We start from the raw sequence: 15,159 nt of genomic DNA, 5'->3' as shown, positions 1-15,159 counted from the left end.
GCGTGCGATCTCCCTCCACAAGGCCACGATCGAAGCACGCCTGATGTGCGATGCTCAACGCGTGACGAGCGAGCCCGCCAGCCCCGCCGAGTCCGGCGCCGCGCCCGACATGGCAGCGCTGGCCAAGGTCGTCGCCCGGCAGCGTGCCGAGATGGACCGGCTGCGTGACCAGGCGGCGACATCGGCCGTCCTGGAGCGGGCCAAGGGTGCCCTGATGGCGTTGACCGGCTGCACGCCGGACGCCGCGGGCGAGGAACTGCGACAGCGCGCCAAGGCCGGGAACCGCACGCTGCTGGAGGAGTGCTGGATCACCCTCGGCTGTCTGGTGCCCCCGCTGCACCAGTCCCCACCACGGCCCGAGCCCGCCCTCTCCGAGTCCGGCGATGTTCCCGGGCCCGGCGTGCCCGCCACCCGGGACGCCCTCGAGGCGGACGGCACCGACGGACCGGGCGACGCCTTCGCCGCACTCGGCCGGCTCGGCGAGGCCCTGGTCCGCGTCGGCACCCCGCAGGACCTCGCCCGGTGCCTGCTGGACCACCTGGCGCCCGAGGCGGGCGCCGAAGCGGTCATGATCTTCCGGCGCCTGCGCGCAGGCGGGCTGGAACTCGTCGGGCACGCCGGCATCGAGGACACCCTGGCCGCCCAGTGGCGTCAGGTGCCGCCGCTGACCGGGATCGCCGCCCTGGAAGCGCTGCTGGCGCGGGAACCGCGCTGGCTGGAGGACATCGACTCGGACCGGGAGCGGTACCTGCTCATCGGGGACCCGCCCGGGCGCTGGCGCTCGCGCGCCTGGCTGCCGGTGCCGGCCGGGGACACCGCCGAGTGGTCCATCGGCGTCCTGCGCGGCCACGGCGGGCCGTTCACCCCGCCGGTCCGGCAGCTCCTGTGCGCCGTCGCCCGGCTGTGCGCGGGCCGGCTCCGGGCGTTCGGCGCCCGGCAGGAGTACGCCGCGGACGGTGCCGCCCAGGCGGTGTTCGACGCGCTGCCGGGCGCGGCGATGCTGCTCTCCCCGCTGACGGCGCCCTCGGGGCAGGTCGAGGACTACCGCATCGACGCGGCGACGGCGGACGCGGTCGACATCGTCGGCCGTACCGGCCGCGAGCTGGTCGGGCACCGGATCCTGGAGTGCTTCCCCGGCATGGCGGGCGAGGAGCTGTGGCACGGGTGCCTGCGCACGCTGCGGACCGGGGAGCCGTTCGAGGGTCCGCCGTTCGCCCACCAGGAGGTCGTGGCCGGTTCCGCGGAGCTCTCGACGTACTCGGTGCGGGTGGCGCGGCTGGGAGGCGGGCTGGTGCTCGCCTGGGTCCGGCAGGACTCCTCGGACCGGCAGGAGCAGCGGCTGGCGGACGTGCAGCGGCTGGGCAACCTGGGCTGGGCGACCTGGAACCTGGTCACCCACGAGGTCAACTGGTCGTCCCAGGTCTTCGACATCCTGGACCGGGACCCCGCACACGGCCCGGTCCAGCTCGCCGGCCTCCCGGGTCTCGCGCTGCCCGAGGACGTGCCGGCGCTGGCCCGCGCCGTCCCGGAACTCGTGCGCGACGGGCGTCCGTTCGACGTCCCGTTCCGGATCAGGACGGCGGACGGGGTCCGGCATCTGCGGGCCGTGGCCGAGGCGGTGCCGGCCGCCGACGGCACGCCCGTCGAGGTGCACGGCTTCGTCCAGGACCTCACCGCACAGCGCAGCGCGGAACTCGCCCTCGTCAAGAGCGAGCAGGAGATCCTGACCCAGCACGTCGTGCTGCGCGCCGAGCGGACGCTCGTCGCCCGGCTCCAGCACGCGCTGCTGCCGCTGCCCACCCGGCCGGTGCGGCTGGCCGGCCTGCGCGTCGAAGTGGCCTACCTGCCCGCCCAGTCGGGGATCCATGTCGGCGGCGACTGGTTCAGCGCCATCGAACTCCCCGACGGCGACGCCCTGTTCGTGGTCGGCGACGTCGCCGGGCACGGCATCGACGCCGTCGCCACGATGGCGCAGCTGCGCTTCACCGCGAAGGGCATGGTCATCACCGGCTCGTCACTGACCGGTGCGCTCGCCCGTCTCAACGCGCTGCTGCTGCACTCCCGCGACTCCCACGGCACCGCGACCATGGTCCTGGCCCGCTACACCCCCGGCGCGCGCCGGCTGGTCTGGGCGCAGGCGGGCCATCCGCCGCCGTTGCTGCTGCGCGACGGCGAGGTGCGCTATCTGGGCCGCCCGGGCGGGATGCTGCTCGGGGCGAGCTCCTCGCCGGTGTACCAGGAGGCGGAGTGCCGCCTGGAGCCCGGAGACCGGCTCATGCTGTACACGGACGGGCTGGTCGAGCGGCCCACCGAGGGCATCGACCTGGGTCTTGCGCGGCTCGCCGAGGCGGTCGTCGCCCACCACACGGACGAGCCCGGCTCTTTGAACCCGTTGCTCGCGGCGCTGCTGGAGGGCGAGCGGCGGGACGACGTCTGCGTGGTCGACGTCCGGGTGCCCACCGAGCCGGAGTGACACGCGGCGAGGGAGCGGGGAGGGGGTAGCGGCCCCGTCGTCTTTCAGCCGTGCCGCGGTGCCGGTCCTCAGTCGTCGCCGCGATGGCGCCAGTACCAGAACGCGCCCACGACGAGGGCCAGCAGGAACACCGCGGGCAGTACCAGGCCCGGGATACGGGAGGCGCTCATCGGCGTGGCCTTCGGCTCGGGGAGTGCGGGGTCCCTCGCTCAGGGAGCTGCCCATGCTGACGGCAGCCAGGCCATGGGCGCTGCCACTTTCCCGATGCGTTGCCGGGTGTTCGAGCAGCGGGGCGGAACCTCAGTCCACCGGGTGACCTGGTGCGATGGTGCGGGCGTCGTCGAGCCGCAGCAGCGGTCCGTCGGCGGCCTGCTCACGCTCGCCGCCGGCCACCGGTTCGAGGACGAAGCCGACGTGGTCGCCCCCGTCGGCGCGCAGCACGACCGCGCCCACGAACCAGGCCGCCGCGTCCTCCAGTACGAGCGCCCCGCCGTGCTCCTCCCGCACGCCGACATGCTGGAACTTGTCCGTCGTGTCGCCGGTGCGCCCGCCGAACAGCTCGGCCAGCTCCCGCTGTCCGGGGGTGAGCAGATGCACGGCGAGAAACGGAGCGTCCTGTGCGACGCGGTAGGTGTGGTTCACCTTGGACAGCCATACGACGAAGCGCACCGGCCGGATGGAGCACTGCGAGGCGAAGCCGACCAGACAGCCCGCCCGCTCCCCGTTCGCCGTGGCGGTGACCACGCACATGTCCGGGTCCAACCGGTCGATGAACGCGTCGACGCCCGCCATGCTCACCTCGCTCCCGTTCGCCGGATGTCCCGCGACGGGTACCCCGGTTTCGGACGGCCTCCCGTCAGCCGCCCGTACGGGATTCCAGTGCGAGCCGGGTGTCGTCGCCGTAGACGCCGGTCTCGTCGCCGCGGATGCCGTACCAGACCTGGAAGCGGGCCACCGCCTCGGTCAGGGTGGCGTCGTAGCTGCCGTTGGTCGAGCCGTGGTCATACACGTTCGGGATGCGCAGCAGGCGTTGCTGGAGGTCGGTCACCTCGGCGCCGGCGGCTCCTTCGCGGAGGGTGCCCGGGCCGTCGGGGTCGGTGGCGGCCGAGGAGGTGGGCGTGGGCGTGGCGGAGGTGGGCGCGGACGGGAGGGCCGGTTGGCCCGCCGCACTGGCGTCGCTGCGGTCGGGCAGCAGGAAGGCGCAGCCAAAGCCGAACAGGGCCGCCGCTGCGACGGCGCCCACGACGGCGGTGCGACGCAGGCCGGGCACACGGCCGACGGGAACGGCGCCCCGTGCGGGGTGGTGGTCGCTCGCAGTCGGGTGGCCGACGGAGGTCACCTTCCCGTTGTCCGCGACAGGAGGCAGTTCCTGCGTCTCCGCCTCGACACGAGGCAGCGGCACCACTTCATAGTCCCCGGTAGGGTCCCGGCGTTCCTGATACGCCCCGGTCTGCTCCCGGAACTCCCTGATCAGCTCCGCGAGGGCGTCGGTGTTGCGCGGGCGCAGCACCCGGACCGGTTCGAGGGGCGGGCCGTCGGGTCGCTCGGGCGGCTGCCCGCGATCGGTCGGCTTCGGCATACAGCGTCTCCTCCCGTCCCCTCCGCAGGGACCTCCGGCATCCCCCGGGGAGTGATACGCACCTGCCGCACGAGGAGTTCAGTCCGTGCGCGGTTCCGCGGCGAGGAACCGGTGCAGGGATGCCTTCATCGCCGTGACGAAGGTGTCCCTTTCCTTGTCGCTCAGGGCGTCCAGGGACAGGTAGGGGTTGAGATCCTCCAGCTCGACGAGCAGGAGCTGCCCGTCCGGGGCACGGCAGGCGTCGACCCGCTGGATGCCGTGGTCGATGCTGTTCCAGTCGATGAACCGCCGGGCGAAGGCCAGGTCCTCGGCGGTGGGTTCGTACGGTTCCAGCTGCCAGCGCCGGTCGGGGTGCGGAGCGTAGAGGGCGTACTGGACGGCGTCGTCGACGAAGTAGAAGGACACCTCGTAGGCGAAGTCGACGCACGGCTGCACCAGGACCTCCCCGTCGACCAGGTCGCGCACACCGTCCGCGGACACGATCCGCAGACCCACGGAGTCGGCACCGAGCTTCGGCTTGACGACGTACCGGTCCGTTTCGGGCAGCCGGTGCAGATCCTCCGGGCGGTCGACGGTGGGGATGACCGGGTACCCGGCGGCGCTCAGGTCGAGCAGGTACTGCTTGCCGGCCATGTCGGCCTTGCCGGAGAGCGGGTTGTAGACGCGGGTGCCGTCGGCGACCGCCCGCTCGCGGAACGCCTCGTACGCCTCCTGGTGGCCCAGGACCGGACCGCTGTTGCGGACGACGACGCCGTCGAAGGCGCCCATCAGCGCGGCCGCGTCCCGCGGATGGCACAGGGCGAGGTCGAAGTCCTCGCGCAGGCGGGAGGTGAGGAAGATGTCCTCGTCGCAGTAGCGCCGCCCGCGCGCCTGGTAGGCCAGGTCGGTGACGTACAGAAGGCGGGGACGGGCGAGTGACACGCGGGCTCCTCGGCAGTGCGGAATGCCGATCGTATGCGACGCGCGTTCGACGAATGTACGGAGGACACCGTAAGCGCAGAGAGCACTGAGTTCCCCCCAAATGATGCACTGAGTGCCATCAGCCCCGGTCAGATGCTACTTTCCCGTCCATGAGCTCCAGCAGCGCAGCGCCCACGCCCCGTCGCGGTGACAAGGCGCAGGCGGCGGCCGCTAAGCCGCCCATGCGGGACGCGCTGGTCGCGGCGGCCTTCCAGCTGTTCCTGGAGCGGGGATACGAGCAGACCACGGTCGACGACATCGTGGCGCTGGCCGGGGTCGGACGGCGGTCCTTCTTCCGCTACTTCCCCTCGAAGGAGGACGTGGTCTTTCCCGACCACGAGCGGTGCCTGGCCGACATGACGGAGTTCCTCGCGGCCGGCGACGACGGGGACGAACCGGTGGGCCGGGTCTGCGACGCGGCCCGGCTGGTGCTCCGGATGTACGCCGAGAACCCGACGTTCTCCGTGCAGCGCTACCGACTCACCAAGAAGGTGCCCGGCCTGCGCGCGTACGAACTGTCCGTGGTGTGGCGCTACGAGCGGGCCCTCGCCGAGTATCTGCGGGGCCGGTTCGCCGGCCGGCGCGACGGGACCCTGCGGGCCGACGTGATCGCCGCCGCCGTGGTCGCGGCGCACAACAACGCGCTGCGCTCCTGGCTGCGTTCGGACGGACAGGGCGACGCCGACACCACGGTCGACCACGCCCTCGGATACGTCCGGTCCGCCTTCGGCGACCCGCCCGCGTGCCCCGGCCCCGGCGGCGAGCGGCCCGAAGACGTGGTGGTCGTGGTCTCCCGGCGCGGGGCGCCGCTGTGGCGGGTCGTCCAGGAGATAGAGACCACGCTCGGTCGCGACTGAACCCGGCACCCGGACGCGCACACCCACTCGATGTTCCGAGATGAGGGGTACGGAGTGCCTTTACGAGTGGCACTGAGTGCCATACCCTGAGGGCGTGCACGGTGGCACGGCCAACCGGGCACGTGCGTGCACGGTAACCCGCGCACGCGGATTCCGGCCGAGTGCAGGGAGTTGACCAGCGTGTACCACCCCTCAGGAAGCGTTGTTCGTCAGACAGCCGGCTCCGCGACGGGCCTCCTGGATCCCGGAGTTCCGGATCGCAGGAGCGAGGACACGGACGCCATCCTCTTCCAGCGCTGCACCTGGTGCGGCACCGCCATGTACCACCGGCTGCTGTGTCCGGTCTGCCAGGGCAGCGACCTGCGCACGGAGCGCAGTGAGGGCGCCGGAACGGTCCGGCACTCCTCGGTGGTGCACCGCAACACCCCTGCTGCGCGGAACGTGTCCCTGATCGAGATGGCCGAGGGCTTCGTCGTGCGCGGCCGCGTCATGGGCCCGCCGATCGGCATCCACAGCGGGGACCGGGTCCGGCTGTCCACCGCGAAGGACCCGGTCCGGGGCGAGCCGGTCTTCCAGCTGGTCGACGAGCCCTACCGGGCCTGGAGCTGACGAGGACCGCACCTCCCCGCCTCACTCCTCCCCCACCCCGGGCACCAGCTCCCGCACCGCCACCGGCCGCCCCGTCTCGAAGCACCGGTTGGCGGCCAACCCGACCGCCAGCGCGAGCGCCCCGTCGCGCTCGGTGGCCGTCGGATGCCCCTCGGCGCCGAGGTCGGCAGGCGCACCCCCGTCCACGCTCCCGAACAGCGCGTCGAGCATGCGCGGGTCACCCCCGCCGTGGGCCTCGTGGGCGGTCTCGAGCGGGACGTCGACCGGGGGCCGCCACAGTGGGCGCAGGGTGAGGCGGGCCCCGCCCGCGTGTTCGGCGGCGGTGTCGCCGTGCAGCGCACCACTGCCGGAGGTGATCCGGATCCGGGGCGGCTGCCAGCGGCTCTCCTCCACCTCGAGTTCCAGGCGGCCGGCGCTGCCGTTGAACATGACCCGGTAGCCCTCCCACGGGGAGTAGGCGGTCAGGTGGTACGTCATGGTCGCGCCGCGGGTGTAGCGGACGAGGACCGCCATGTCGTCCTCGATGGTGACGGGGCCGTCGAAGACGTTGCGGTCGCGGAGGTAGCCGTCGTCCTGCTCGGCGTCCAGGTAGAGAGCGCGCAGGGTGTCGTCGGCCGCGAGGTCCAGGGCGAAGGGGTCGTCGGCGGCGGGGGCGGCGCCGTGGGCGCGGTCGTAGGCGCGGCGCAGTCCGTGGCGTTCGCCCGCCTCACGGCCGTAGAAGCCGAGCCGTCCGTAGCCGAAGACCTCCTGCGGCCGGTCGGCGAGCCACCAGTTGACCAGGTCGAAGTGGTGGCTCGACTTGTGCACCATGAGGCCGCCGCTGTGCTGTTTCTCCCGGTGCCAGCGGCGGAAGTAGTCCGCCCCGTGCCCTACGTCGAGCAGCCACTCGAAGTGCACGGACAGCACCTCGCCGATCGCGCCCTCGGCGAGCAGGGCCCGGACCTTCTCGTGCACCGGGTTGAAGCGGTAGTTGAAGGCGACGGTCAGGGTGTTGCCGGTCTCCCGGACCGTGTCGAGGATGCGGGCGCAGCGCTCGGCGTCGACGGTCATCGGCTTCTCGGTGACCACCCGGCAGCCGGCTTTCAGGGCCGGGACGACGTAGCGGTCGTGTGCGGCGTCGATGGTGGTGACGACGACCTCGTCGATGTCCTCCTCGGCGAGCAGGTCGGCGAAGCGGCCGGGTTCCCACTGGGTGGCGGCGGGTTCACCGGCCTCGGTGAGCAGCCGGTTGTGGAAGGCCATCCGGGTCGGGCTGGGGTCGCAGAGGGCGGCTACGCGGTGGCCGGGGCGTTCGGCGAGGGCGCGGGTGAACATCTGGGCGCGGTGGCCGGTCCCGACGACGGCCGCGCGGTGGTGGGCGGTTCGGCTCATGGAAAGCGCTTCCCCCACCACGGTCCCGACTAGTCCTGCGCGCCCTGCTGGCTTGATCGCATCGCTCGGCTCCGGTCATTTCCCCTTCACAGACAACCCACAGCCCCCTCCCTCCCGTCCTTTGTGACGCGAGAGGCGCCCGGGACCAACGAGACGCCTGCGCTTGGGTTTTGAGGAGGGGAACCATTGATCCGTGCCCGGCGAATATGTGTGACCGCCGTGGCGGTGCTGGCGGCCCTGGCGAGCTCGCCAGGACTGGTACAGGCCCAACAGCCGCCCGAGGCGGGGCGGCCGACCGCGCAAGCCGAGAACGGGCTGCCGCCGGGCTGGCGGCTCACCGGTCAGGGCGAGGCGCGTGAGCTGGTCTGGCGTGCGCCGAAGACCGTGCCCATGGGGGACGCGCGCGTCGAGTTCCATGCCGAGGGCCGGCTGCTCGGGGTGCCGCAGGCCGGGAAGGACGGCCGGACGTTCCGGCTGGACCTCGGCGAGGCCCGCTCGGAGGAACTGACCGACCTTCAAGTCCTGGCCGGAGGAAGACGGTTGGACGCGAAGGAGACCGACGGGGCCGCTCGGCCGCGGGAGCGGGACTCCCGTGCCGCCGAAGAGCCGCCAGCCCCGCTGCCGGCCGGCGGTGTCGACCCCGGCAAGCCCGGCTCGTACCGCACGGTCACCGGCGAGTACGACCTCGACCCGGTGAAACTGCCCGGGTTCCCCGCCCCGGTCGAGATGCGTGCCGAAGTGGTGGCCCCGCAGGGCGCCACCGGCAGCCGCCCGCTCGCACTGTTCCTGCACGGCCGGCACTCCACCTGCTACAAGCCGGGCGCCGAGGACGACGTGACCGGCGACTGGCCCTGCCCGGCCGGTACGAAGCCGATCCCCAGTCACAAGGGATACCTGCGCGACCAGCAGCTCCTGGCCTCCCAGGGCTATGTCACGGTGTCGATCTCGGCGAACGGCATCAACGCCCAGGACTCGGACGCCGAGGACGCCGGTGCGCAGGCGCGCTCGTCGCTGGTACGGCAGCATCTCGCCCGCTGGGCCGACTGGTCGGCCCGCCCGTCCACCGCCCCGGCCGTCGTACGCGAGGCGCCGAAGGCGGACCTCTCGCGCGTCCTGCTCGTCGGCCACTCGCGTGGCGGGGAGGGCGTGAACCGGGCAGCCATGGACAGCCTCTACCCGCCGCCCGCCGCCCAGGACGGCTATCGGGGCCCGGTGCGCTGGAAGGTGCGCGGCACCGTGCTCATCGGACCGACCATCTTCGGCCAGAATCCGGTCGCGGACGTGCCGTCGGTGACGATCCTGCCGGGCTGCGACGGCGACGTGTCCGACCTCCAGGGCGAGGTCTACGTCGACGGAACACGCGGCGTCAGCAAGGGCACCGCGCTGCACAGCGCCGTCTACATGGTCGGCGCCAACCACAACTACTTCAACAGCGAGTGGACCCCGGGCCAGGCCGAGGCGCCCGCCTGGGACGACTTCTCGGACGACGAGGAGGCGCCCGACCCGGTGTGCTCACCGAGCGCCGCGACCCGGCTGACCGCCGACCAGCAGCATCAGGCGGGGGCCACCTACATCGCCGCCGCGGCCCGGCTGTTCGTCGGCGGCGACGACCGGGTGCTCCCGTTGCTCGACGGCTCGGGCAGGCGGGCGCCCTCGGCGGACCCCGCCCGTGTCCTGACCCACGCGGTCGGTGCGCGCCGCGGTGCCGGACTCCTGCCGGACGGCCCGGTGACGGTGACCGGCGCCGAGCTGTGTTCGGCGATCGACCCCGACCCGGCCGTCGCCTGTCTGGACCCCGAGGCCGCCGGGTCCTCGCCGCACTTCGCATGGTGGGAGACGCAACGGGAGACCGGCCGCCGCGCGGTCGCGCTGAAGTGGTCGACGCCGGGTACGGCGGCGCGCGTCAGCCCCGCCGAGCCGCTCTCCCTCGCCGCTTCCAAGGACCTGGCGCTGCGGGTCTTCGTGCCGCCGAACACGACCGGCACGAAGCTCGACGTCGCCGTCACCGACGCCTCGGGACGCCGGGCCGCACTCGGGCAGGTACAGGTGGACGGGCTGCCCGGCAGCGACCGCACCTCCTCGTACTGGGCGCGCGAGGTCCGCGTCCCGCTGACCGCCGCCGCCCGGGCCGGTCTCGACCTGAAGCACGTCAAGTCCCTTGAGCTGAACCCGCGTTCGCAGTCGGGGCAGGCCTGGCTCATGGACGCCTGGGGCTGGGCCCCCGGCACTCCGGCGGTGAAGCCGGCGGCGCTGCCACGCGTCGACATCGGCCGCACGATCGTCCAGGAGGGCGACTCCGGCACCCGCACCTACCGGGTCCCGGTCGAGATCTCCGGGCGCGGCAGCGGCCAGGTCCGCGTGTACGTCCTGGACCCGGACACCGGTCTCGGCACGGACAAGCTGGTGACGGTCCGGCCGGGCAGCAACGCCATCGACGTACCGGTCGAGGTGAAGGGCGACACGCGCTTCTCCTACGACGTGCAGCACGACATCGTCGTCAAGGCGGTGCGCAACGCGGTGGTCGGCTCCCACCGGGGCGGGGTCACCGCGCAGAACGACGACCCCGAGCCCGTGGTCACCCTGACGCCGGTGACGGACCGGGTGGCCGAAGGGGAGACGCTGACCTGGCGGATGTCCGTGGCCGAGGCGGCGGACGTGGAGATCTGGCAGCCGGTGCGGGTGCTCGGTGTCCTGGAGGGCGCCGAGTTGTCCACCAAGGACGTGGATCCGCAGTGGCTCCTGGACTACTCCGGTGACTCGCCCGACCCGGAGCGCCCGCTGTCCGAGGCGAACCTGTGGGTGTGGATGGAGATCCCGGCCGGGACCACCAGCGTCGAATTCACCGTGCCGACGGTGCGGGACCAGGTGGCCGAGCCGACCGAGTCGATGCGCCTGGCGCTGACCGACTGGGACGCCGAGCCGCTGCCGGACCGTCCGGTGCTGACGGGCACGGTGCTGGACGCGTCGTAACCCGCTCACGTGCGGGGGCACGGGCCGCCCGGCCCGTGCCCCCATACGTCACAGCGTCACGCGGATCCCGACGGTCCCGTCCAGTCCCCGGCGCAGTCGGCTGCCGAGCAGGCTGAGGCGGCCGACGATGCCGTACTTGCGTGCGAGGAGCCTGCGGTAGCGGGCGGTGGTCTCCGCGTCGGTGATCTCGGCGGTGGCGGGCACCTGGTCGCCGGTCGGGTTGCCGCGCAGGTCGCAGGGGCCGACCAGGACGTCACCGCGCGCCCGGATCCGCTTCACCTTCCAGGCGTCGGCTGCCGACCAGGCGCCGAGCGTGTCCCCGTCCCGTACCACCCACACCGGGGTGGCGACCGGTGTGCCGTTCTTGCGGTAGCTGGTGAGCAGCAGGTACTTGCCCGCGCCGAGCCGCTCCAGCGGCGTGTCGTCCATGGCGGGCAGTCTAGGCAGCCCACAGCACTCCGGGGAGGGCGGGGCACAGCCCGAAATACCGCGCCGCCCCGCCGCCGAGCGTGCACGCATCAGCGCAGCGCCGCCGCCATCCGCCGTACGCCCTCCTCGATGATCTCCGACGAAGTCGCCAGATTCAGGCGTACGTGTCCGGCGCCGCCGGCGCCGAACGGGAGACCGGAGTTGAGCGCGACCCGGCCGCGCCGCAGGAAGACGTCCGCCGGGTCGTCGCCGAGATCCAGTGCACGGCAGTCGAGCCAGGCCAGGTACGTGGCCTCGCCGGGGCGGTACCCGATCGCGGGCAGGTGCTCGGCCAGCAGGCCGGCGAGCAGGCGTCGGTTGTCGTCGAGGCCGGTGAGCAGGGCGTCCAGCCAGGCGGTCCCGTCGCTGAGGGCGGCGGTGTGGGCGATGACGCCGACGTGGCTGGGGCCGTGCCCGACCTCCTCGGGCAGCCGGGCGAGGTCGGCGGCGGCCGCGGGGCCCGCGACGGCGAGCGCGGCCTTGAGACCGGCGAGGTTCCACGCCTTGGACGCCGACATCAGGGACAGGCCGCTCTCGCCGCCCGGCACGCTCAGGTACGGCACGAAGTCCACGCCCTGCGTGACGAGCGGCGCGTGGATCTCGTCGGCGACGACCCGCACGCCGTACCGGTCGGCGAGGGCCGCCACTGCGGTCAGTTCGCCGGCGGTGTGCACGGCGCCGGTCGGGTTGTGCGGGCTGCACAGGAGGTGGGCGGCCCGGCGGCCGCCCTCGACCGCCTGCCGGAAGCTGTCCTCCAGGATGCCGAGGTCGAGGCGCCCGTCCGGGCCGAGCGGGGCTTCGACGACCTGTCGGTCCATGTGGTCGACGAACTGGAAGAACGGCGGATAGACGGGCGGGTTCACGACGACCGGGTCGCCGGGTCCGGTGACCAGCTTGATCATTTCGACCACGCCGAGCATCACGTCCGGAACGATCGCGGTGCGTTCCACCGCGAGCCCGTCCCAGCCCCACCGTTTGCCGGCGAAGGCGGCGAGCGCCTCGGCGTACGCGGTACCCGCGGGGTAGCCGGTGTCCCCGAGTTCGAGGGCGTCGGTGACCGCGCGGACCACGGGCCGGGCGAGCGGGACGTCCATCTCGGCGACCCACAGGGGAAGGACGTCCTCGGGGTAGGTGCGCCATTTCATGCTCGTACGGCGTCGGAGGCGGTCGAGGGTGAGCGCGCGCAGGGGATTCGGTTCACCGGACGTTTCGTGCGGGATCCTGGTCATGGGGCACAAGATAGGGGGCTTTGGTGTGACCTGGAATCGTGAGGTGGCCTGCGACGAGTCGGGGTCGGACGGCGAGAACCTCACCGGCGGGAACACCGACGTGTTCGCGCACGCGAGTGTGCGGCTGTCCGTGGAGTCGGCCGCCGGGTATGTGGAGGAGATACGGGACCGGATCCGCTCGCCCGCCGAGGAGTACAAGGCGAACCATCTGCTGCGGGAGAAGCACCGGGCCGTACTGGAGTGGCTGCTCGCGCCCGTCGGCCCGATCCACGGCCACGCGCACGTGCATCTCACCGAGAAGACGTTCTTCGTCGTGGACCGGGCCGTCGACCTGCTGCTCGGCGAAGGCGAAGGCGAAGGCGACGGCGACGGCGACGCGTCAGGCGAGGCCGTCACGCTGTTCCGGGAGGGGCGGCGGACCTTCGGGGCCGAGCGGTGGCGCGAGTTCCTCGCGGCGGCCAACCAATTGCTGCGGGTCAGGAACGACGGCGCGCCCCAGGAGCCCGTGGACACCTTCTTCCGGAGCGTGGACGGCCTGCGGCGCGCGGAACCCCGTCCGCCCGTGGCGGGCATCCTCGACCGTCTCGCCGCGACCCGCTCCCGCGCCGACGCCTACCGGGCGGTCGTCACCGGCGGCCCCACGCTGATCCCGGTCCTCAATCCCCTGCTGCCGGCCATCGTCGCCACGGCCGCGCACTGGAGCGCGGACGGCCGGCCCGTCCGGCTGGTGCACGACCGCCAGAACATGCTGACGCCGGAGCGCATCGCGTGGATCGAGGAGACGGCCCGGCGGGCCGGGGCCGGCCTCGACGGGTTTCGGCTCGTGGTCGCGCGGGAGGATCCGCGGGTGCAGTTCGCCGACTTCCTCGCCGGTGTCGCCCGCAGGATCGCCTCGGACGAGTTGAACGGACGCGGCGATCCCGTGCTCACCGCGCTGCTGCGCCCCTACGTCGACACGGCGTCCGTGTGGGGCGACGCGCCCAGCTGGGCGCGGCTCGGGCCGGCGCCGGGTGGCGCACCGGTCGACTCCGGCGTCCGGTCCGCCGGATGACGCCTGTCCACGCGCCTGTCGACGCGTCGGTCGGCGCGCCTGTCGACGCCGGTCGGGCAGGGACCCGGCCTCGGCGGATTCGGAGAGATCGCCCGTGCCGTGAACATGCCGGTCCCCGGCCACGTATGGATGGTGGGCGCTCAACGACCGGAGGGCCCCGCGGTGTTCACACCGCGAGTTCGGGTTCGGGAGCCATGCATGAGGCACGCACGACGACGGGTCGTCCGGCGAGTGACACGGCTGGCGGCCGTCGGCGGACTCCTCCTGGGAGGCACGATGGTGACGCGGGCCATGGCGAGCGAGCCGCCCGCCGCCTCGGCCGTCCCGCGGACGTACGCCCAGGAGTCCACGGACACCGGGGCCGGGCTCGTCTCGCGGCTCGGCAGTTCCCGTACGGCGGGCACCTGGATCGGTGACGACGGCCGGCCGGTCGTCGCGGTCACCGACAAGGAGGCCGCCGCCGAGGTCCGGCGGGCGGGCGCCGAGGCCAAGGTCGTCTCGCACAGCATGAACGAGCTCAAGTCGGCGACGACGACGCTGCGTTCGGCACCCCGGGTGACCGGCACGGCCTGGGCGATGGACTACCGGACCAACCAGATCGTGGTACGAGGGGACAGCACCGTCTCGGCCGACGACTGGTCCCGGATGACGCAGGTCGCGGACGGCATCGGCACGTTCGTCCGCATGGAACGCACCGAGGGCACGTTCACCCCACGGCTCAACGGCGCGCTGCCGCTCCTGTCGACCGCCGGACGCTGTTCGGCCGGCTTCAACGTGACCGACGGGCAACGCGACTTCATCCTCACCGCCGGGCACTGCGGACCCACCGGTTCCGTCTGGTTCTCGGACACCGGCGGCAGGGAGCAGGTGGGCAAGACGGTCACGCAGAGCTTCCCGGGCAATGACTTCTCCCTGGTGCAGTACGCGAACGGCAAGGCCGGCGACGGTGCCGCCGTGGTGGCCATCGGTGACGGCAAGGGCGTGCAGATCACGGGCGCGGCCGATCCGTCCGTCGGCCAGCGGGTGTTCCGCAGCGGCAGTACGAGCGGGCTGCGCGACGGCCAGGTGACGGCGCTGAACGCGACGGTGAACTATCCCGAGGGAACGGTCACCGGCCTGATCGAGACGAACGTGTGCGCCGAACCCGGCGACAGCGGGGGGCCGTTGTTCTCCGAGGGCGTCGCGCTCGGCGTGACCTCGGGCGGCAGCGGGGACTGCCAGTCGGGCGGTACGACGTTCTTCCAGCCGATCACCAAGGCCCTGACCGACCTCGACGTCCAGTTGCTCGTGGCGGCCCCTGCCGCGGGCGGCAGCGCGGCACCCTCGCCGACACCGTCGGCCTCGGCCACGCAGAGCGCGATCGCGCCCGGTGCGGCCACCCCCGGGGCGTCGGCTCCGGTGGCGGGCGGTACGGCGGGCGAGCCGCTGCTGTCCCGGCTCACCGACCCCAGGAATGTCGGTCCCGGGCTGCTGGTCATCGCGGGCAGCCTGGTCGCGTTGGTGGCCACCCGGTACATCCGGGCGGAGCAGGACCGCAAGGCGTATCGGCGGTACTACTCGGCGACGTGGGGCTGACCGGCCGGGACTCCCGA

12 protein-coding genes are annotated in these 15,159 nt (G+C 73.0%); 6 read left to right on the top strand and 6 right to left on the bottom strand.

Translation table 11 applies throughout. The features are described 5' to 3' along the window. The first annotated feature begins 109 nt into the window (after nucleotides 1-109). A complete protein-coding gene (locus QFZ76_RS44565; RefSeq protein ID WP_307680311.1) occupies nucleotides 110-2,473 on the top strand; it encodes a SpoIIE family protein phosphatase in 2,364 nt (787 codons plus the stop codon). A 300-nt stretch (nucleotides 2,474-2,773) separates the two neighbouring features. Here the strand turns inward: QFZ76_RS44565 and QFZ76_RS44560 are convergent, their stop codons facing one another. The 3 genes from QFZ76_RS44560 to QFZ76_RS44550 all read right to left on the bottom strand — a co-directional run bounded on the left by QFZ76_RS44560 (nucleotide 2,774) and on the right by QFZ76_RS44550 (nucleotide 4,973). Then, nucleotides 2,774-3,265 carry a flavin reductase family protein gene (locus QFZ76_RS44560; RefSeq protein WP_307679038.1) on the bottom strand — a complete coding sequence of 164 codons (492 nt, stop codon included), beginning with the start codon at nucleotides 3,263-3,265 and terminating at the stop codon, nucleotides 2,774-2,776. Between the two features lie 64 nt (nucleotides 3,266-3,329). Next, complete coding sequence (locus QFZ76_RS44555) at nucleotides 3,330-4,052, bottom strand: peptidoglycan-binding protein (RefSeq protein ID WP_307679037.1); 723 nt, start codon at nucleotides 4,050-4,052, stop codon at nucleotides 3,330-3,332. Between the two features lie 78 nt (nucleotides 4,053-4,130). Next, nucleotides 4,131-4,973 carry a hypothetical protein gene (locus tag QFZ76_RS44550; protein WP_307679036.1) on the bottom strand — a complete coding sequence of 281 codons (843 nt, stop codon included), beginning with the start codon at nucleotides 4,971-4,973 and terminating at the stop codon, nucleotides 4,131-4,133. A 149-nt stretch (nucleotides 4,974-5,122) separates the two neighbouring features. On the opposite strand from QFZ76_RS44550, the gene QFZ76_RS44545 reads away from it, so the two are divergent. Next, nucleotides 5,123-5,869 (top strand): TetR family transcriptional regulator, encoded by a 747-nt coding sequence (locus tag QFZ76_RS44545; protein WP_307679035.1) that lies wholly within the window; start codon nucleotides 5,123-5,125, stop codon nucleotides 5,867-5,869. Between the two features lie 180 nt (nucleotides 5,870-6,049). Next, nucleotides 6,050-6,478, top strand: coding sequence for a Zn-ribbon domain-containing OB-fold protein (locus tag QFZ76_RS44540; RefSeq protein ID WP_307679034.1), 429 nt, complete (start codon nucleotides 6,050-6,052; stop codon nucleotides 6,476-6,478). 21 nt (nucleotides 6,479-6,499) lie between these two features. Here the strand turns inward: QFZ76_RS44540 and QFZ76_RS44535 are convergent, their stop codons facing one another. After that, nucleotides 6,500-7,849 (bottom strand): Gfo/Idh/MocA family protein, encoded by a 1,350-nt coding sequence (locus QFZ76_RS44535; protein WP_307679033.1) that lies wholly within the window; start codon nucleotides 7,847-7,849, stop codon nucleotides 6,500-6,502. Between the two features lie 186 nt (nucleotides 7,850-8,035). Between QFZ76_RS44535 and QFZ76_RS44530 the strand changes: the two genes are divergently transcribed. Beyond that, entirely contained in the window at nucleotides 8,036-10,819 is a 2,784-nt protein-coding gene (locus tag QFZ76_RS44530; protein ID WP_307679032.1) for a hypothetical protein, read from the top strand. A 48-nt stretch (nucleotides 10,820-10,867) separates the two neighbouring features. Here QFZ76_RS44530 and QFZ76_RS44525 read toward each other — a convergent pair whose 3' ends face one another. Both QFZ76_RS44525 and QFZ76_RS44520 read right to left on the bottom strand, forming a co-directional pair. After that, entirely contained in the window at nucleotides 10,868-11,248 is a 381-nt protein-coding gene (locus QFZ76_RS44525) for a PPOX class F420-dependent oxidoreductase (protein WP_307679031.1), read from the bottom strand. A gap of 89 nt (nucleotides 11,249-11,337) precedes the next feature. Next, complete coding sequence (locus QFZ76_RS44520) at nucleotides 11,338-12,516, bottom strand: MalY/PatB family protein (protein ID WP_307679030.1); 1,179 nt, start codon at nucleotides 12,514-12,516, stop codon at nucleotides 11,338-11,340. 25 nt (nucleotides 12,517-12,541) lie between these two features. Between QFZ76_RS44520 and QFZ76_RS44515 the strand changes: the two genes are divergently transcribed. Beyond that, entirely contained in the window at nucleotides 12,542-13,567 is a 1,026-nt protein-coding gene (locus tag QFZ76_RS44515) for a hypothetical protein (RefSeq protein ID WP_307679029.1), read from the top strand. 198 nt (nucleotides 13,568-13,765) lie between these two features. Then, nucleotides 13,766-15,142: a S1 family peptidase gene (locus tag QFZ76_RS44510; protein WP_307679028.1), complete on the top strand. Its 1,377-nt coding sequence runs from the start codon at nucleotides 13,766-13,768 to the stop codon at nucleotides 15,140-15,142. Nucleotides 15,143-15,159 lie beyond the last annotated feature (17 nt).

The sequence above is a fragment of the Streptomyces sp. V4I2 genome (assembly GCF_030817655.1).
Taxonomy (GTDB): Bacteria; Actinomycetota; Actinomycetes; order Streptomycetales; family Streptomycetaceae; genus Streptomyces; species Streptomyces plumbiresistens.
Note: the sequence above shows the minus strand (reverse complement) of the source record. Positions and strands in the feature narration are given on the sequence as shown.